Annotated in this window: 19 protein-coding genes and 1 tRNA gene; 8 read left to right on the top strand and 12 right to left on the bottom strand. The window is 65.0% G+C overall.

Annotation, left to right across the window (positions count from 1 at the left end; all coding sequences use genetic code 11):
- Positions 1-49 precede the first annotated feature (49 nt).
- Positions 50-1024 (top strand): LysR family transcriptional regulator, encoded by a 975-nt coding sequence (locus CFB39_RS12540; RefSeq protein WP_069248441.1) that lies wholly within the window; start codon positions 50-52, stop codon positions 1022-1024.
- Between the two features lie 415 nt (positions 1025-1439).
- Here the strand turns inward: CFB39_RS12540 and CFB39_RS12535 are convergent, their stop codons facing one another.
- The 9 genes from CFB39_RS12535 to CFB39_RS12495 form a co-directional block, all read right to left on the bottom strand.
- Positions 1440-1868, bottom strand: coding sequence for a biopolymer transporter ExbD (locus CFB39_RS12535; protein ID WP_039370086.1), 429 nt, complete (start codon positions 1866-1868; stop codon positions 1440-1442).
- A 13-nt stretch (positions 1869-1881) separates the two neighbouring features.
- A complete protein-coding gene (locus tag CFB39_RS12530) occupies positions 1882-2613 on the bottom strand; it encodes a MotA/TolQ/ExbB proton channel family protein (protein WP_085043642.1) in 732 nt (243 codons plus the stop codon).
- 36 nt (positions 2614-2649) lie between these two features.
- Positions 2650-3381, bottom strand: coding sequence for an energy transducer TonB (locus CFB39_RS12525; protein WP_089473199.1), 732 nt, complete (start codon positions 3379-3381; stop codon positions 2650-2652).
- A gap of 218 nt (positions 3382-3599) precedes the next feature.
- Complete coding sequence (locus tag CFB39_RS12520; protein WP_039370093.1) at positions 3600-3836, bottom strand: bacterioferritin-associated ferredoxin; 237 nt, start codon at positions 3834-3836, stop codon at positions 3600-3602.
- A gap of 150 nt (positions 3837-3986) precedes the next feature.
- Complete coding sequence (gene murI / locus CFB39_RS12515; protein ID WP_089473198.1) at positions 3987-4847, bottom strand: glutamate racemase; 861 nt, start codon at positions 4845-4847, stop codon at positions 3987-3989.
- 39 nt (positions 4848-4886) lie between these two features.
- Entirely contained in the window at positions 4887-5363 is a 477-nt protein-coding gene (gene bfr / locus CFB39_RS12510) for a bacterioferritin (RefSeq protein ID WP_011352652.1), read from the bottom strand.
- Between the two features lie 194 nt (positions 5364-5557).
- A complete protein-coding gene (locus tag CFB39_RS12505; protein WP_069248436.1) occupies positions 5558-7081 on the bottom strand; it encodes a fumarate hydratase in 1524 nt (507 codons plus the stop codon).
- 34 nt (positions 7082-7115) lie between these two features.
- The gene (locus CFB39_RS12500; RefSeq protein WP_089473197.1) at positions 7116-7739 is read right to left on the bottom strand and encodes a TIGR00645 family protein; all 624 of its coding nucleotides are present in this window, start codon (positions 7737-7739) and stop codon (positions 7116-7118) included.
- Between the two features lie 113 nt (positions 7740-7852).
- Positions 7853-8746 (bottom strand): DMT family transporter, encoded by an 894-nt coding sequence (locus CFB39_RS12495; protein ID WP_089473196.1) that lies wholly within the window; start codon positions 8744-8746, stop codon positions 7853-7855.
- Positions 8747-9063: 317 nt separating this feature from the next.
- On the opposite strand from CFB39_RS12495, the gene acs reads away from it, so the two are divergent.
- The 3 genes from acs to CFB39_RS12475 all read left to right on the top strand — a co-directional run bounded on the left by acs (position 9064) and on the right by CFB39_RS12475 (position 13493).
- Positions 9064-11046 carry an acetate--CoA ligase gene (acs, locus tag CFB39_RS12485; RefSeq protein WP_069248434.1) on the top strand — a complete coding sequence of 661 codons (1983 nt, stop codon included), beginning with the start codon at positions 9064-9066 and terminating at the stop codon, positions 11044-11046.
- An 83-nt stretch (positions 11047-11129) separates the two neighbouring features.
- The gene (locus tag CFB39_RS12480; protein ID WP_089473195.1) at positions 11130-11474 is read left to right on the top strand and encodes a DUF4212 domain-containing protein; all 345 of its coding nucleotides are present in this window, start codon (positions 11130-11132) and stop codon (positions 11472-11474) included.
- Between the two features lie 3 nt (positions 11475-11477).
- On the top strand, positions 11478-13493 hold the full coding sequence (locus tag CFB39_RS12475) for a sodium:solute symporter family protein (protein ID WP_089473194.1): 2016 nt from the start codon (positions 11478-11480) through the stop codon (positions 13491-13493).
- 65 nt (positions 13494-13558) lie between these two features.
- Here the strand turns inward: CFB39_RS12475 and CFB39_RS12470 are convergent, their stop codons facing one another.
- From CFB39_RS12470 to CFB39_RS12460, 3 genes are all read right to left on the bottom strand, one after another.
- A complete protein-coding gene (locus CFB39_RS12470; RefSeq protein ID WP_089473193.1) occupies positions 13559-14161 on the bottom strand; it encodes a hypothetical protein in 603 nt (200 codons plus the stop codon).
- Between the two features lie 148 nt (positions 14162-14309).
- Positions 14310-14918: a DUF2939 domain-containing protein gene (locus CFB39_RS12465; protein ID WP_089473192.1), complete on the bottom strand. Its 609-nt coding sequence runs from the start codon at positions 14916-14918 to the stop codon at positions 14310-14312.
- 500 nt (positions 14919-15418) lie between these two features.
- Positions 15419-15509 (bottom strand) — tRNA-Ser (locus CFB39_RS12460).
- 185 nt (positions 15510-15694) lie between these two features.
- Between CFB39_RS12460 and CFB39_RS12455 the strand changes: the two genes are divergently transcribed.
- The 4 genes from CFB39_RS12455 to CFB39_RS12440 all read left to right on the top strand — a co-directional run bounded on the left by CFB39_RS12455 (position 15695) and on the right by CFB39_RS12440 (position 19010).
- Positions 15695-16324, top strand: coding sequence for a LysE family translocator (locus tag CFB39_RS12455; RefSeq protein ID WP_069248425.1), 630 nt, complete (start codon positions 15695-15697; stop codon positions 16322-16324).
- A gap of 45 nt (positions 16325-16369) precedes the next feature.
- The gene (locus tag CFB39_RS12450; protein WP_089473191.1) at positions 16370-16786 is read left to right on the top strand and encodes a hypothetical protein; all 417 of its coding nucleotides are present in this window, start codon (positions 16370-16372) and stop codon (positions 16784-16786) included.
- 347 nt (positions 16787-17133) lie between these two features.
- Positions 17134-18243, top strand: coding sequence for a toxic anion resistance protein (locus tag CFB39_RS12445; RefSeq protein ID WP_089473190.1), 1110 nt, complete (start codon positions 17134-17136; stop codon positions 18241-18243).
- 20 nt (positions 18244-18263) lie between these two features.
- The gene (locus CFB39_RS12440; RefSeq protein WP_089473189.1) at positions 18264-19010 is read left to right on the top strand and encodes a VWA domain-containing protein; all 747 of its coding nucleotides are present in this window, start codon (positions 18264-18266) and stop codon (positions 19008-19010) included.
- The last annotated feature ends 3 nt before the right edge of the window (positions 19011-19013 follow it).

The following is a 19013-nucleotide window of genomic DNA, read 5'->3' as shown; positions in this document are numbered from 1 at the left end:
TCAATTCGCGAAGGTTCGCAATGGATTGTTCTGAAATTGGAACGATGACATGAATATCGATGCACATAACCTGAACGACCTCATGTACTTTTCGCAGGTCGTCGAACATGGCGGTTTCTCGGCCGCGGAGCGCGTGCTGGGCATCTCGAAATCGCGCCTGTCGCGGCGCCTGACCGAACTCGAGGCGGCGCTCGGTGTGCGCCTGCTGCAGCGCTCCACACGCAAGCTCGCGCTGACCGAGGCGGGGGAGCTGTTCTACCAGCATTGCCAGGCGATGCTGGCCGAAGCGCAGGCGGCGATGAACGCGGTGCAGCAGTTGCGCTCATCGCCGCGCGGCTCGGTGCGCGTCAGCGTGCCCGTGACGCTGTCGCAGACGATGCTGTCGCGCATCCTGCCCGAATTCCTGCGTCGCTATCCCGAGGTGAAGGTGCACGTCCGCGTAACGAATCGCGTGATCGACCTGTTCGAGGATTCGATCGACGTCGCGTTGCGCGTGCGCTCGGAGCCGCCGCAGAACGCGAACATCGTCGTGCGGCCGCTGTGGCGCACCGAGCAGATGCTGGTCGGCGCACCGAGCCTGCTGAGCCAGAATGCGCCGCCGCTGGTACCGGACGACCTGAGCGGCTTCGAGACACTCGATACGCCGAGCGTCGACGGGCGGCACGTGTTCAACCTGATCGCGCCGGACGGAACGCGTCACGTGCACGAGCACGACCCGCGGCTCGTGACGGCCGACCTGATGACGATCCGTGAAGCCGTGCTCGATGGCCTCGGCATCGCGGCATTGCCGGAGATGATGTACGGCAACGCGCTGAGGGCGGGGCAACTGTCGCCGGTGATGCCGGGCTGGACGCTGCCGGTGCCGCAACTGTACGCGGTGTTCGTGTCGCGGCAGGGGATGCCGCCCGCGGTGCGTGCGTTCGTCGACTATCTGGTCGAGAAGCTCGATCATGGCGCCTACCAGGATCCGGGGTGCCCGGAACGCGCGAAGAAGGAAGCGGCGGCCGATGTTTCGGCGACCTGAACACGACGTGCACGGCGACGCAAATTTGTTTTGTCATTGAAGCGTCGCCTGCAATCGCAAGTTTCAATCGCCGGAACCTTGAATGCGCGTGCATGCGGGCCTATATTGAAATCCCATTTCGTGAAGGAAGTTCTGAGCGAAATCAGGTGGCCGCATATATTGTGAGCCAGATAGGGCAGAACGCGCAGTCCGTGCAGACCACGGCAGAGTCGCATTTGCGTTGCTCGAGGCGCAACCGATACCGCCAAAGAGCCCGCCGCCCGAAGGCGCCCGCGTGCGCATGAAAAAAGGCCTTCATCTGGCGATGAAGGCCTTTTACTTTGTGCGCGGCCGGCGAGGCGCGGCCGGCGAGGCGCGGCCGGCAAGGTGCGGCCGGCTAGGCGCCGGCGATGCGTTACCGCAAGACGTGCGCGCGTTACTTCGCTTTCGCGCCCGGCTCCGTCACGAAGCCGAGCTTCGTCAGGCCGCCTGCCTGCGCATCCGACATCACTTCCGCGACGTGTTCGTACGCGACCTTGCGATCCGCGCGAAGGTGCAACTCCGGCTGCGGCGTGCGCTTTGCCGCTTCCGCGATGCGTTCCTGCAATTGTGCGCGCGTGACCGTGTGGTCGTCCCACAGGATCGTGCCGTCACCCTGGATCGCGACGTCGACCGTCTGCGGCTTTTCGTCGACGGGCTGGCTGCTGGCGTGCGGCAGGTCGATCTTCACCGCATGCTGCATCGCCGGGATCGTCACGAGGAAAATGATCAGGAGTACGAGCATGACGTCGACGAGCGGCGTCATGTTGATCTCGCTCATCACTGCATCGTCGTCATCGTCGCTGAAACCGGTGTTCATTGCCATGGTTCACCCCGCCTCAGCTGGCGCGCGTCGCGAGACGCAGCCCGTCGCGCGTCGACGACGAGGCCAGGCTCGCGCCCGTCACGAAATACGCATGCAGACCGTGCGCGAAGCGACGCAGCTTGCTGACGACACCCTTGTTCGCGCGGGTGAGTGCGTTATAGCCGAGCACGGCCGGGATCGCGACGAACAGGCCGAAGGCGGTCATGATCAGCGATTCGCCGACCGGGCCCGCGACCTGGTCGATCGACGTCTGGCCGGATGCGCCGATCGCGAGCAGGGCGTGGTAGATCCCCCAGACCGTGCCGAACAGGCCGACGAACGGCGCCGTGCTGCCGATCGACGCGAGGATCGCGAGACCGCTCTGCATGCGCGAGATGCCTTCGTCCATCGTGTCCTTCAGGCAGCGCGTGACCCAGTCCGACACGTCCATGCGGTCGTGCAGGTGCGGTTGCGTCTGGTGGTGGTGATCGGCGGCTTCCTTGCCCGACAGCGCGAGCGCGAGGAACGGGTTGTCGTTCGGCGTCGATGCGGCGAGGCCGAGCTTCTTGACGCCGTCGTCGAAGTTGTCCGAATGCCAGAATGCCTGTTCGGCGTTCTTCGTCAGGCGGTTCAGGCGGATCACGTTCCAGCCCTTGATGACGATCACGATCCACGACAGGACCGACATCACGAGCAGCGTGATCGCGATGGCGCGCGTGACGAAATCACCTTGCGCCCAGACGTGCGCGATACCGTAGCTTTGCATTTTCTTGTTTCCTTTGAATCTACCGAATATGACGGGTTAGTCGTCAAGCGTGAAGTTGAAGGGCAGCGTATGGGCGGCGCGGATTGCCTGGCCGTTCTCGATATACGGCGGGCAGGTGCTGGCGCGCGTCGCGTCGAGCGCGGCTTCGTCGAGACGCGGGTAGCCGCTGCTCTTCTGCAGCTGGACGCTTTCGATCTTGCCCGTCACGCCGATGATGAAGTGAACATAGGCCGTGCCCGTTTCGCCGCGACGGCGCGACATCGACGGATAGGTCGGCTTGACGAAATTGCAGGTGAGCGCCGACACGTTCTTCGGCGCGCTGACCTGCATCGTCTCGCGCGCCGGGCCGGGTGCTGCAGCCGGTGCAGCGGGCGCCGGCGCGGCCGGAGCCGGTGTCGGGTCGGCCACTGCCGGCGCGGGCGTCGGCGATGGTGCCTGCGAGACGGGTTGAGGCGTCGGGACCGCCTTCTGCACCGGCTTCGGCTCGACCTTCGGCTTCACGCGCGGCGTGGGCTTGGGCGGCGTGGGCTGCTGCGCGGCCGACTGGACCGCGACCGGCTGGGCAGGAGGGGCAGGGGGAATGAGCTGCGCGGTGATCGACTGAACCTCGATCTCCTTCGGCGGCGGCGGCGCGTTGCGATGGAGCCAGGCGGCCGTCAGCATGATCGCATGTGCGGCAAGCACACCGACCGCGACGACGATCACTCGGGGATTCATACGTGGTGCAGCCGGCACGGCGCCGGCAGGAGCGAGATGCGAAGCCTGCATGTTAGCTTGAAAGAACGATGTCGCACCCGGGGCGCGGCGGGTGAATCGGCATCACTTGCGGAAGATCAGCAGCGAGATGCAAACGGTGGTCACAAATCCGATCAGCAATTCCATGACAGGCTCCTTGGCAGGTAAGCCGCTGGCTCGCGCAGACGGTGGCTTGCTGACGGTCAAAACAAAAAATGCGGCCTGGGCCGCATGCGCACACTCGGCGCCGGTCAGGCGGCCTTGCGTTCGTAGAACGTGACCGGGATCGGGTGAGCGTGATGCTCGACACCGCACCGGCTCGCGCAGACGCCTTGTTCGGCCATGAGGTCGCGTACGGACTCCTCGCACTTGCCGCAGCACGTGGCCACGCCAAGCTCGAACTGGAGTTCATCGAAAGAGTTCACGCCCTCTGCGAGGGACGCGCGAATCTTGCGATCGGAAACAGACTTGCACACGCAGACGATCATGATGAGTTGCGATAGCTAACGGTAATGCGAATTATTATCATTAAATTTGTGGACGTTGACAAGCCTGGGGCAGGCTTTTTTTAAGGGCATCGGACCCTTGAAACGTCGGGAGGGTGGAGCGGTACGCGGAAGAGGGCGTGCCGGGCGGTATCAGGCGGTCGCGCAGGCGCGCGCGTTCGGCGAGGAAATGGTGACGGATTCGACCGGCGCAGCGAGGCCGAGCAGCGTCGAGGCGAGCACCTGCAACTGGCGGCCGTCGCTGGTCGAGCAGAAGCGGGGCGGTGCCGCGCGCGTGCCGGCCGGTGCGCGCAGGTGGCGTTCGTCGAGCACCCGCACGAGCTGGCGCGCGATCGCGTCGCTGGTGTCGACGAGCGTCAGGCGGTCGCCCACAAGGTCACGAATCGTTTCCGTGAAGAACGGGTAATGCGTGCAGCCGAGTACCAGCGTATCGGCGCCGTCGTCGAGCATCGGCTGCAGGTAGCTGTCGAGCAACGCGCGCAACGCGGGCGAATTCGTATCGCCGCGCTCGATGGCCTCGACGAGCCCGTGGCCGGGCTGGCAGATGAAGCGGCGGCCGGCGCCGTAGCGGTCGAGCAGCGCCTGGAAGCGCGGGCTGTTCAGCGTCGACTGCGTGGCCAGGACACCCGCGACGCCGCTCGCGGACACGGCGGCGGCGGGCTTGATGCCCGGCTCGACGCCGACGAGCGGCATCGACAGATGTTCGCGGACCGTGGCGATCGCACGTGCGGTCGCCGTGTTGCACGCGATGACGAGCGCTTTCGCCCCTTCGCGGGCCAGCCACTCGCCGATTGCCAGCGTGCGTTCCGTAATGAACGCCTCGTCGCGCGGACCATACGGCGCATGGTGCGAATCGGCGACGTAGATGAACGATTCGTCGGGCAGCTGCGCGCGCACGGCGCGCAGCACCGACAGGCCGCCCAGCCCTGAATCGAAGATGCCGATGGGCGCGACGGTCGTGGCCGTCGCAGGAATAGCGGAAGGTGTCGACATGAACGGGCTGGGGGCGGTAACGGGAAGCGTGGAGCGAGTTTACTCCGGCGACCCCATCATCGTTTGCTGGTAGTTCTGCAGGCCGACCTTGCCGATCAGGTCGATCTGCGTTTCCAGCCAGTCGATGTGCTCTTCGGTGTCGTCGAGGATCTTTTCGAAGATCTCGCGCGACACGTAGTCACGCACCGATTCGCAGTAGGCGATCGCTTCCTTGCAGGTGGACTGCGAGATCTGTTCGAGCTTCAGGTCGCACTTCAGGATCTCTTCGGTTTCCTCGCCGACGAGCAGCTTGTGCAGGTCCTGCAGGTTCGGCAGGCCGTCGAGCATGAAGACGCGCTCGATCAGCCAGTCGGCGTGCTTCATTTCGCCGATCGACTCGTCGTACTCGTGCTTGCCGAGCTTCTCGAGGCCCCAGTGCTTGTACATGCGCGCATGCAGGAAGTACTGGTTGATCGCCGTGAGTTCATTCTTCAACTGGGCGTTCAGATATTCGATGACTTTCTTGTCGCCTTGCATGGCTTGTTCCTTGTTCAGTGGGGCTTCAGAAACCGAACGATAATCGCTCGAACGAGAAAAGCCAAGCCTCGAAGCCTTGCCGGGCCTGCCTTTTGCGTGTAATGAGAATCAGCCTCGAATAACCGGCTACGCACAATAATGAGAATGAGAAGTAAAAAGGCCGGACTCGCGTCCGGCCTTTCGTTCGATCGCGCTTAAGCGGCTGCGACCGGGATCTTGCCGATCTTCGCTTGCCACTCCTTCGGACCGGTCTGGTGCACCGACGTGCCCGACGAATCGACGGCGACCGTCACCGGCATGTCCTGCACGTCGAACTCGTAGATCGCTTCCATGCCGAGGTCTTCGAACGCGAGCACCTTCGCACCGCGGATCGCCTTCGACACGAGATAAGCCGCGCCGCCGACGGCCATCAGGTAGGCCGCCTTGTGCTTCTTGATCGCGTCGATCGCGACCGGGCCGCGCTCGGCCTTGCCGACCATCGAGATCAGGCCGGTTTGGGCGAGCATCGTCTCGGTGAACTTGTCCATGCGCGTGGCCGTCGTCGGGCCTGCCGGGCCGACCACTTCGTCGCGGACCGGATCGACCGGGCCGACGTAGTAGATCACGCGGTTCGTGAAGTCGACCGGCAGCTTCTCGCCCTTCGCGAGCATGTCGGCGATGCGCTTGTGCGCAGCGTCGCGGCCGGTGAGCATCTTGCCCGACAGCAGCAGCGTCTGGCCCGGCGTCCAGCTCGCGACTTCTTCCGGCGTCAGCGTGTTCAGGTCGACGCGCTTGCTGGTTTCCGTGTTCGGTTCCCAGTTGACCTTCGGCCATGCGTCGAGCGACGGCGCTTCAAGCTTGGCCGGGCCCGAGCCGTCGAGCACGAAGTGCGCGTGGCGCGTCGCCGCGCAGTTCGGGATCAGCGCGACCGGCTTCGATGCCGCGTGCGTCGGTGCCGCCATGATCTTCACGTCGAGCACGGTTGCCAGGCCGCCGAGGCCCTGCGCGCCGATGCCGAGCGCGTTGACCTTCTCGTGCAGCTCGACGCGCAGTTCCTCGACCCAGTCCTTCGGGCCGCGCGCGATGATTTCCTGGATGTCGATCGGCTCCATCAGCGATTCCTTCGCCATCAGCATCGCCTTTTCGGCGGTGCCGCCGATGCCGATCCCCAGCATGCCGGGCGGGCACCAGCCCGCGCCCATCGTCGGGACCGTCTTCAGCACCCAGTCGACGATCGAGTCGGACGGGTTCAGCATCACGAACTTCGACTTGTTCTCCGAGCCGCCGCCCTTCGCCGCGACCTGCACGTCGACCTTGTCGCCCGGCACGATCTCATAGTGGATCACGGCCGGCGTGTTGTCCTTCGTGTTCTTGCGGGCGCCTTCCGGCGGATTGACGATCGACGCGCGCAGCACGTTGTCCGGGTGCGTGTAACCGCGGCGCACGCCTTCGTTGATCATGTCGGTGAGGCCCATCGTCGCGCCGTCCCAGCGCACGTCCATGCCGACCTTCACGAAGATCGTGACGATGCCGGTGTCCTGGCAGATCGGGCGCTTGCCTTCCGCGCACATGCGGCTGTTCGTGAGGATCTGCGCGATCGCATCCTTCGCGGCCGGGCTCTCTTCCAGTTCGTACGCGCGGCCGAGGGCCTGGATGTAGTCGAGCGGATGGTAGTAGCTGATGTACTGCAGCGAATCCGCGATGCTCTGGATCAGGTCTTCCTGTTTGATGACGGTCATGGCTGAGACTCTGTGGGGACAGTGGGGAATGCGTTTATGCGTTGACGGCTGCGTCGGCCGGCTTGCGGGGCTCGTTCGCCGCGGGCGCGTGCGCGCCGTGGGCGTGCGGCTCGTGGAAATGGGCCGGGTGCGTGTGCGTCGTCAGGCGGTCGACCCACGCCATCACGAGCGCCGACACCAGGAACGACACGTGGATGATCACCTGCCACATGATCGCGTGCATCGTGTGCTGGTCGGGGTTGATGAACGTCTTCAGCAGGTGGATCGACGAAATGCTGATCAGCGCCATCGACAGCTTGACCTTCAGCACGCCCGCGTTCACGTGGTCGAGCCACTCGGGCTCGTCGGGGTGGCCCTCGATGCCGAGGCGCGACACGAACGTCTCGTAACCGCCGACGATCACCATGATCAGCAGGTTCGAGATCATCACCACGTCGATCAGGCCGAGCACCGCGAGCATCACGCTGATTTCGTCGAGGCTCGTCGCATGCGACAGCAGGTGCCAGACTTCCTTCAGGAACAGGAACACGTAAACGGCCTGCGCAACGATCAGGCCGAGGTAAAGCGGAACCTGGAGCCAGCGGCTCATGAAAATCAGCGCGGGAAGCGGGCGAAGCGGGCGACGCGTGGGGCGGCCGGGCGAATGCGGGGCAGACATGGTGGACAGTCGGGCGCGGTGCGCAGGTATCGGGGGTAATCTTGAAAAGGCGCGCTATTGTAACGCGTCGGCCGGCGCGACTGCAGTGACGCGCCGGCGCTGCCGGGGACGGATCAGGAGGCGGCGGCCGGCACGCGTTTCACGCGCAGGCTGGCCAGCACGATGCCGGTGACGACGCACGCGAGCGCGATGCCGTGGGCGAGCGTCGGGCGCTCGCCGAGGAACGCGATGCCATACGCGGCGGCCGCGACCGGCAGCACCGCGCTGAACACGCCGGCAAGGCTGCCCGGCACGTGCCGGATGCCTTTCATCCACAGCCAGAACGAGAAGATGCTGGCCGACAGGCCATACCAGACGACGAGCGCCCAGGTGCCGGCCGGCACGCTCGCGTAATCGAAATGCCACATGGCCGTCGCGCCGAGCGGCAGCATCAGGCACAGGCCGAACAGGTGCGTGTACGCGCAGATGTCGATCGGCGCGAGCGTCTGCGTGAGGCGGCGCGACAGGATCACGTAGATCGATTCGCAGCACACCGCGCCGAGGATCAGCAGGTTGCCGGTCAGCGACGACGTGCCGTGCCCGGCCGCGCTGGCGTTCGCGAGGTTGATCGTCACGACGCCGGCGATCGCGAGTGCGATCGACACGAGCGCACGGCCGTTCGGTTTTTCACGCAGGATCAGCCACGCGAACAGCGCGACGATCGCCGGGATCGTGCTGGTGATCACGCCGGCCGCGACCGCGCTCGTGCGCTGCACGCCGTTCAGCATCAGCAGCGTGAACATGAAGGTGCCGAAGAACGCCTGCAGGAACAGGTTCAGCCATTCGCCGCGCTTGACCGTGCGCATTTTCACCGGGCTGAACAGCGGCCACAGCACGGCGATCGCGATCACGAAGCGCAGCGTGGCGAGGATGGCGACGGGGACGAAGACGACGATCGATTTACCGATACCGACGTTGCTGCCGACGAACAGCATCGACAGCACGAGAAAGAAAGCGTAGCGATTCAAGCTGGAATCCGGAAGGCGAGTTCAGTTAGGATTGTAGGGTCGCGCTCGTTACAGCGTAAAGCTGCAAGCGGGCGCCGCCCGAAGGGCGAAACGGCCGTGCCGCGTAAGTGACGGGTAAGTTCGAGCGCTTATCGTGGAAACTGTCGGGTCGCCCGGTCGCCTTCGTGCGACGTGGTGCGGCGCAGCATCGCGCAGCGGCCTTCGGGCCGTGCGCGGGTGGTGGGTAGGAGACAGCGGCGCGCTTGCGCCGGCCAAGACGCGCGGCGCGCACGATCGCGCCGCCATGCAGAGGATTCATGTTCACCAAGGGGTAGTCGATGTCTGCGATTGAATCGGTTCTTCACGAAACCCGTCAGTTTGCGCCGCCCGCGGCGCTCGAACAGGCGGCGACCATTTCCGGCATGCCGGCCTATCGTGCGCTCGCCGCCGAAGCCGAAAACGATTACGAAGGATTCTGGGCGCGTCTCGCGCGCGAGGGTCTGGCGTGGCACAAGCCGTTCACGAAAGTGCTCGACGAGTCCAACGCGCCGTTCTACAAGTGGTTCGACGACGGCGAGCTGAACGCGTCGTACAACTGCCTCGACCGTCACGTCGAAGCCGGTAACGGCGAGCGCGTCGCGGTGATCTTCGAAGCCGACGACGGCACCGTGACGCGCGTCACCTATGCGGATCTCCTCGCACGCGTATCGCGGTTCGCGAATGCGCTCAAGAAGCGCGGGATCGGCAAGGGCGACCGCGTCGTCATCTATATCCCGATGTCGATCGAAGGCATCGTCGCGATGCAGGCCTGCGCGCGCATCGGCGCGACGCATTCGGTCGTGTTCGGCGGCTTCTCCGCGAAGTCGTTGAACGAGCGGCTCGTCGACGTCGGCGCGACGGCGCTCGTCACGGCCGACGAGCAGGCGCGCGGCGGCAAGACGCTGCCGCTGAAGAGCATCGCGGACGAAGCGATCGCGCTGGGCGGCTGCGAGGCCGTGAAGAGCGTGATCGTCTATCGCCGCACCGGCGGCAAGATCGACTGGCACGCCGAGCGCGACCTGTGGATGCACGAACTGACGGCCGGCGAATCCGACCAGTGCGAGCCGGAATGGGTCGGCGCCGAGCATCCGCTGTTCATCCTGTATACGTCGGGCTCGACCGGCAAGCCGAAGGGCGTGCAGCACAGCACGGGCGGCTATCTGCTGTGGGCCGCGCAGACGATGAAGTGGACCTTCGACTGGAAGCCCACCGACGTGTTCTGGTGCACGGCCGATATCGGCTGGGTCACCGGCCACACGTACATCACGTACGGCCCGCTCGCATGCGGCGGCACGCAGGTCGTGTTCGAAGGCGTGCCGACCTATCCGGACGCCGGGCGCTTCTGGAAGATGATCGGCGACCACAAGGTCACCGTGTTCTACACCGCGCCGACCGCGATCCGCTCGCTGATCAAGGCGGCCGAGGCCGACGACAAGGTGCATCCGAAGAGCTACGACCTGTCGAGCCTGCGCATCATCGGCACCGTCGGCGAGCCGATCAATCCGGAAGCATGGATGTGGTATCACAAGCACGTCGGCCAGGAGCGCTGCCCGATCGTCGACACGTGGTGGCAGACCGAGACGGGCGGCCACATGATCACGCCGTTGCCGGGTGCGACGCCGACCGTGCCCGGTTCGTGCACGCTGCCGCTGCCGGGCATCATGGCCGCGGTGGTCGACGAAACCGGCCAGGACGTGCCGAACGGGCAGGGCGGGATCCTCGTCGTCAAGCGCCCGTGGCCCGCGATGATCCGCACGATCTGGGGCGACCCGGAGCGTTTCAAGAAGAGCTACTACCCCGAAGAACTCGGCGGGCGCCTGTATCTGGCCGGCGACGGCACCGTGCGCGACAAGGACACCGGCTACTTCACGATCATGGGCCGGATCGACGACGTGCTGAACGTGTCGGGCCACCGGCTCGGCACGATGGAAATCGAATCGGCGCTGGTCTCGCACGAGCTCGTGGCCGAGGCGGCCGTGGTCGGCCGTCCGGACGATACGACGGGCGAGGCGGTGGTTGCGTTCGTGGTGCTGAAGCGTTCGCGTCCGGAAGGCGAGGAAGCGGCGGCGCTGGCGAAGACGCTGCGTGACTGGGTCGGCAAGCAGATCGGGCCGATCGCGAAGCCCAAGGACATCCGCTTCGGCGACAACCTGCCGAAGACGCGCTCGGGCAAGATCATGCGGCGCTTGCTGCGTTCGCTCGCGAAGGGCGAGGCGATCACGCAGGACACGTCCACGCTCGAGAACCCGGCCATCCTCGAGCAGCTCGCCGAAGTGCGCTGATCGTACCGGTTGCGCATCACGCGCACGAGCCCCTGCGCGGCAATCCCGATTGCCCGCGCAGGGGCTTTTTGTTACATAACGGCATGACCGTTCCGACCCGTCCCGCGCCTGCCGCGCCACCTCCCGTTCCCGCGCCGCTCGCGCGTGCCCACGCACGCTACTGGCGCTTCAACGTCGCGCTGATCGCGGTGCTGATGGTGATCGGCTTTTCGGTATCGTTCATCGTGCCGTTCTTCGGGCCCGCGCTCGCCGGGATCCGTTTCGCCGGGTTCAGCCTGCCGTTCTACGTCGGCGCACAGGGCGCGATTCTCGTGTACCTCGTGCTGATCGTCGTCTACATCGGGCTGATGCAACGCGCGGACCGCACGCTGCGCCGTGCGTACGACGATCATGCGGCACGCGCCGGCCACGCGAACGGTGGGCGCTGATCCATGCTGACGCGCCGACTGATCCGCGCCTACGCGCTCTACACGCTGGGGTTTCTCGGGTTCGTGCTGCTGATGTGGCGGATCGAGCGGGCCACCGGCTCCGGCGTCTGGATCGGCTACGTGTTCCTGTTCGTGCCGATCGCCGTGTATGCGGTGATCGGGCTGCTGTCGCGCACGTCCGATCTCGTCGAATACTACGTGGCCGGGCGGCGCGTGCCGTCTGCCTTCAACGGGATGGCGACCGCGGCCGACTGGCTGTCGGCCGCATCGTTCATCGGCCTGGCCGGATCGCTGTACGCGACCGGCTACGATGCGCTCGCCTACGTGATGGGCTGGACGGGCGGGTTCTGCCTCGTCGCGTTCCTGCTCGCGCCTTATGTGCGCAAGCTCGCGCGCTACACGATTCCCGATTTTCTCGGGACGCGCTTTTCGAGTACGGCCGTGCGCGCGCTGGCGGCCGGTGCGGCGATCCTGTGTTCGTTCGTGTACCTGGTCGCGCAGATCCAGGGGATCGGCCTGATCGCGACGCGCTTCATCGGCGTCGATTTCGCGATCGGGATTTTCTGCGGGCTCGCGGGCATTCTCGTGTGTTCGTTTCTCGGCGGGATGCGCGCGGTCACGTGGACGCAGGTCGCGCAGTACATCATCCTGATCAGCGCGATCCTGATTCCGGTTTCGCTGATCGCGATGAAGAACGGGCTCGGCCCCGTGCCGCAGTTCAATTACGGCAAGCTGATGGAGCGGGTCGCGGCGCGCGAGGCGCAGGTGCGCGATGCGTTCGACGAGCAGCAGGTGCGCGACACGTACCGCCGGCAGGCCGCGGATATCCAGACGCGGCTCGACCGGCTGCCGGCATCCCATGCGGACGCCCGCCGGCATCTCGCCGACCAGCTGGCCGACCTGCGGCGCCACAACGGGCCGCTGCGCGAGATCAGCCAGCGCGAGCGCGAACTGGCCGATTTCCCGCGCGATCCGGCGGCGGCGCGCGTCGCGTGGACGCAGGCGCGCGACGATCTGCTGGCCCGTGCCGAGCCGCCCGTGCCGATGCACGAGCCGTTTCCCGCCGCGAGCGAAGACGAACGCAAGCCGCGCGAGCGGAATTTCCTTGCGCTGCTGCTGTGCCTGTCGCTCGGCACCGCGAGCCTGCCGCACATCCTGACGCGCTACAACACGACCACGTCGGTCGCGTCCGCACGGCGCTCGGTCGGGTGGACCTTGTTCTTCATCGCGTTGTTCTACCTGAGCGTGCCGGTGCTCGCGGTGCTGATCAAGTACGAGATCCTCGCGAACCTCGTCGGGCGGCCGTTCGCCGAATTGCCGGCGTGGGTCACGCAATGGCATCACTTCGAGCCCGACCTGATCAGCGTCGTCGAGGTGATTCGCGACGGCATCGTGCACTGGTCGGAAATCCAGATGCAGCCGGACATGGTCGTGCTGGCCGCGCCGGAGATCGCTGGGCTGCCGTATGTCGTGTCGGGGCTGATCGCAGCCGGTGCGCTTGCCGCGGCGCTGTCGACCGCGGACGGGCTGCTGCTGACGATCGCGAACGCGCTGTCGCACGACGTTTACTACTGCATGGTCGCGCCCGATGCGTCGAGCCAGCGGCGCGTGACGATCTCGAAGGTGCTGCTGCTCGGGGTCGCGCTGTTCGCGTCGTATGTCGCGTCGCTCAATACCGGGAAGATCCTGTTTCTCGTCGGCGCCGCGTTCTCGCTGGCGGCCTCGAGCTTCTTTCCGGTGCTCGTGCTCGGCGTGTTCTGGAAGCGCACGACGACGCGTGGCGCGATCGCGGGGATGGTGACCGGGCTCGCGGTGTGCGTGTACTACATCGTGTCGACCTATCCGTACTTCACGCAGCTGACGGGGTTCGCGGGGAGTACGTGGTTCGGGATCGAGCCGATCAGTTCGGGAGTGTTCGGGGTGCCGGCGGGTTTTGCCGTGGCGATTGTGGTGAGTTTGTGCGATCGAAAGCCGGACGAATATACGCGGGCGCTGGTGGATTACATCCGGCATCCGTGACGCGAGTGTCGTTCGGCATTGCTCAAGTGCCGGGACCCGTCCGTGTTGGCGCCATGACGGGCGGGTCAGAGCGCTGAAATGCCGAGCTCGGCTCCCTTGGTCGTCTGCACCCGGCTGAAATCACAGCTTCCATCCGTCACGCCTTTGGCGTTCGGGATGGCGACGCAGACATAGGCACGGATGCCGTGCGGCAAGGCCACGTGGCGGAACTCGCCAACCTTGATCGTCGCGACCCGATCGACGGCAAATCGATCGTTGATCGGCGTTACGCCGGACGGGATCGACATGGTCACTTCCGACGTGGCGTTCCCGGTTTGCGATGTCAGGGTCTGGCTGCTGCCGATTTCTCCGTTGACCGAGAAGCGTATTGATGCCTGTCCCTCGGACACGCGCTGGACCGTGACCGCGAGCGTCGGCTTGGCAATTCCCGCTGCGCATTTGCCGGCGGCGCATTCGCGAACGGAAAGAAGCGTGCGGAATTGGGATGCGGGCTGACCGATGACCGACAGGTCGGTCGACGATCCGCCGTCGCGCAGCGATTTTTCGAGCGGCGGGGGAGCGGTCACCGCGATGGTGGTGCTGATCGACGCGGGCGAAAATGCCGTCGCGCAAGCTGACAGCATCGTCGCAGCAACAGCCAGCATGGCGAACCGTGGACTCAATCGCATGGATCTGACTCGCGGTGATGAAACCCTGGATATCGTCAGGAGAATACACATCTTTAGCGTGCGGTGTTCGGGGGTTGCGGTGCGCCGCACGCTCAGATCAAGCAGGGAAGCGGGCCGGCTGCGCAGGGCGGGGGCCGCTTCCTGGTGATCAGTTTGAACCGAATTTGTCGATCGGCAGATTAACTGCGCTCAGCTTCCAGGACCAGAGGCCGTCACGCTTGAGGATGAATGTCACCTCGTCGTCCGTTCCTTTTCGCGCAGTTGCGGTGACGGTCGACCAGTTCTTGTAGCCGGCCGAATAGTCGGCTTTCGGCTTGCTGTTCGATGTTTGCGGCGCGGTGCCGCCGTCGGACCCCGGTTGGGCCGTTTCCGATGGTTCGGGAGAGGAGGCCTGCACGCTGGAGCGTGCAGGCTTGGCTGCGCCCTGGGCCATCATGGTCATGACGCCCGCCGGCGTAACCATCGTGTCGATGGCTTGATTCACGAAACCCATCGCCATCACCATTCCCAGATCGGCGAATGGATTGCCGTTCATCTCGGGGGAATTCGCCATTTTCGCCTGCATCATGGTTATGAGTTGCGCACGCAGGCTTTCTCGCATCGATGGAAAATCGACATAGGAAGAAAACGAGTCGGCATCGTTGTCGGCCAAGGCCGATCGCATCTGATACAGGGTGATATACGGGCTCGCATAACTGGACGCCACGCCCGCGGCTATTGCGATCCCGGCGATCGCCAGCAGTTTCTTATTTTTCATGGTCTCTACACGCGTTCATATTGTTTATCGGGACGTTATTTTAACGGTCACATACCGGGAACTTGAGTGGCCGACAATCCGCGATGCGAATTTACGATCGTTATTCCATTTCGAATGACGGACTGAATGGGCGTCGTCGGGCCGAACAAGGCAATGCGGCGACGAGAAACGCATTGAATTGCCTGGCCGTCGCCCGCGCTTGATGCCTGATGACGGAATCGAGGTGAAGCGCCTGATGGCGAGCGTGTCTGCGTAGCGCGCATCGGGGGCGCGGCCAACGGTCGCCACACCGGCCGACGATCGGCGGACGCTTCAGCGTGCAGAAATGAAAAGCGGGCCAAGCGCCCGTTTTTGCGGATGTCCGGGGGATGCGCCCACACGAGCGCGGGCCGCGGGTTCGCTTGCAGGCGAATCCCTTCGAATCCCCCGTGCCAGCCGACCTGTCGGCTGGCTTCTCTCTGGAAACGAAAATGCCCGCTGGCGCGGGCATTTTTGAATACTGGCGGAGAGAGGGGGATTCGAACCCCCGATAGGCGATTAACCTATACACGCTTTCCAGGCGTGCGACTTAAACCACTCATCCATCTCTCCGGAAGACCGAGAGTATAGCAAACTCCGGGGACAGTCCGCCACCCCGTCCGACGAGCCACGCAAATCGGACGGAGCGCGAGGTCGGCGGCCCGCCAGACAACCGTCGAGCGGGCGGTCGCGCCATCATGCGATCATGCTCCGTCCGCCTGCATTTTCCAGCCCTTCGTTCAACAGGAACGCCCGCCATGTCGCTGTCCGCCTTGCTCGCATTTGCCCTGATCCTGTCCGTCGGCGTCGCGACGCCCGGCCCGACGGTGTTGCTCGCGATGAGCAACGGCTCGCGGTACGGGTTGCGTCACGCGATGGTCGGCATGCTGGGGGCTGTCACGGCCGATGTCGTGCTCGTTGCGCTGGTCGGGTGCGGTCTCGGGATGCTGCTCGACGCGTCGGAAACGGCATTCGTCACGCTGAAGCTGGCCGGCGCGGCGTGGCTCGCCTATGTCGGCGTGCGGATGCTGCTGTCATCCGGCGGTTCCGCCGCTGCGCAGGCGCTCGATCACGCGACGCCCGATCGCCGGACCGCGTTCCTGAAGAGCTTTTTCGTCGCGATGAGCAACCCGAAGTACTACCTGTTCATGTCCGCGCTGCTGCCGCAGTTCGTCGACCGGTCGCATGCGATCGCGCCGCAGTACGCGATCCTCGCGGCGACGATCGTCGCGATCGACGTTATCGGGATGACCGGCTATGCACTGCTCGGCGTGCATTCGGTGCGCGTGTGGAAAGCCGCGGGGGAGAAGTGGCTGAACCGCGTCAGCGGGTCGCTGCTGCTGATGCTCGCGGGCTACGTCGCGCTGTATCGCAAGGCCGCGAACTGACGCGGCGATGCATCGGGAACAAGACCTTCACCAACTGGCTCGGCGATGAAGCCGATCGAGCGCTTCACGCTCGAAACGCACGACGGTCCGTATGAAACGTGGCCGTCGCGCACGCATGTGCTCGTGAACGGCGAACGTTGCGGCCTCGCCGTTTCCGGCTATGTGCTGCTTCGCCAGTTCGAAACGCCGGCCGCCTATCTGCTCGTCACCGACTACGACTGCCTGTTCGAGGAGGCCGTCACGTTCACGCTCGTGTCGAAGGATCCGTTGGAGGAATTCGCGCGGCGCACGGTCGGCGCGATGTACGCGTCGTGCCATCTCGACGACATGACCTGGACCGACGACCGCCACTTCAGCGCGACGTTCGTGGACATCGAAGGACGGTGGGATTTCACGATTCGTGACCGATCGGTGCCGTTCCTCCTGCCTCGGCTCGGGATGAATCGCGTGCAGGATCGCTAGCGCGGCACTCGCGCGCGTCTCGTCCACGTAGGCGCGTCGTCTGAAACCCGCCGGAACAGGCGGTTTCATTTCTCTTTCACATTGATCTGACATGTAAGTTTCGACGCGCTCGAATCTTGCGTGACCTGCATGCATGACGGCAGAAGTGGCGGCGATCGGGCTTCGCGTCTACCCAGTACATTACAAAATGAATGGAAATTGAAAGAATTCCTTCCCTTGACGCAAGGCGCTCGGGCCATTTATTGTCCGTCTGCCGCACGTGAGAGAGCACGGCGGCAATCGCGGATGCGCGCCTCGCGCGCATGACAACACGCAGCAGAAAGCAGAAAAGGAAACGTGGTAGCCACATGAAGCCGCTCTTCGACGACAAGAATTCCGATGCGGTCAGCGATCGTCCTTCCACCCCGTCTTCGTCATCCGTTGCAGCGCCCGTCGCCGTGCCCGCCGCCGCCGTCGCCGTTGCCGTGCCGGCGGCACGCCCGACTGAGAACGTGCGCCTGATCACCGTCGACGAGATCGACCAGCTCGGCGCGACGCAGGGCACGCGGATCGCCGCCTTCTCCCAGCAGATTCTCGCCAGCGTCCGCGCGTCGGATGCCGACCAGTTCGGCGACAAGCTCAACGAACTGATCGCGACCGCGAAGGGGCTCGACCCGCGCGGCGCCGACAAGGGCGGGCTGCTCACGCAGGTCACGCGGCTGTTCCGCTCGACCAAGGGGAAGCTGCTGTCGCAATACGAGTCGGTGAGCAAGCGGATGGACACGCTCGTCGTCGAGCTCGAGAACCATGCGCAGCGCCAGAAGGCCGGCATCGACGAGCTCGAGCGGATGTACAACGACAACTACGCGCTGCACCAGGAGCTCGCGCAGTCGAAGGCGCACGGCGAAACGGCGCTCGCGGCGCTGCGTGCGCATCTCGCGGCCGGCCAGCAGCCGGTGGACGACGCGTTCGCCGCACAGCGCCTGCTCGACGTGAAGCGCAAGGTCGACGCGCTCGAAAGCAAGCTCGACGACCTCGACCGCGCGATGCTGATGTCGAAGCAGCTCGCGCCGCAGATCCGGATGGAGCAGGACCAGAAACGCACGCTGACGTCGAAGTTCATGACGATCAAGACCGTGCTGATCCCCGCGTGGACCAACGCGTTCGCGCTCTACCTGGAGCAGCTCAGCACGAAGCGCGCGGCGGCGCTCGCCAATGCGACGTACGACGCGGCCGACGAGGCGATCCGCGCGCAGGCCGACCTGAACCGCCAGAACGCGCAGGAAGTCGCGAAGCTGAGCCAGCGCCCGGTGATCTCGACCGACACGTTCGAACACGCGCAGCAGCAGCTGTTCGGCGCATTCGACGACATCACGCAGATCATCGCCGACGGCCGTCGCCAGCGTGAGCAGGACGCACCGCGCCTGCGCCAGCTCGAACAGGACCTGATCACCCGATTCGCTCCGAAGCACAACTGAAAGAACCGAGAGAACACCGCATGATTACGCTTGAGAAACGCGCGGCGAAGGTCGCGATCGTCCTCGAAAAACGCCAGATCCTGAAGCCGCCCGTCGTGCGCGTCGGGGCGGCGCTCGACATCTCCGGCTCCGCGAAGCCGCTGTACCAGTCGGGCGTGATCCAGGACACGCACGACCGGATTCTCGGCATCGCACTGAAGTTCGACGACAACGGCGAAGTCGATACGTGGACCTTCACCGAAGGCTACGACCGCCTGCCGACCGCAACGCCGGACAACTACGGTTCGTATATTTCCGACCACGTGCTCAACGCGCGGATCGACAAGTGGGGCGGCACGCAGTATGCGCCGGTGATGAACGACATCGTCGACTTCTTCTTCCGTGCGCCGGCGCCGTCGCCGAAGCGCGAAGAGAAGCGCGGCTTCCTGAGCCGGCTGTTCGGCGGCGCGGACGAGGCGCCCACGCCGGCCGCCGCCGCGCCGGTGAACGGCCATCTGCCCGCATGGGTGCTGTTCGTCACCGACGGCCAGAACCCGAAGAACGACCGCAAGCGCGTGCGCCAGCTGCTCGCCGAGTCGCAGCACTACCCGCTGTACTGGTCGCTCGTCGGCGTCGGCGATCCGAGCGAATTCGGCTTCCTCGCGGAAGTCGCGGACGAGATGCCGAACGTCGGCTTCCTGCATCTCGAATCGCTCGACGTCAGCGACGAACAGATCTACGAACAGCTGATCACGCAGGAATTCTGCAACTGGGTCCGCACGAAGTAAGCG

Source organism: Burkholderia sp. AU6039 (genome assembly GCF_002223365.1).
Taxonomy (GTDB): Bacteria; Pseudomonadota; Gammaproteobacteria; order Burkholderiales; family Burkholderiaceae; genus Burkholderia.
This window is presented reverse-complemented; position numbering and strand designations above follow the sequence as displayed.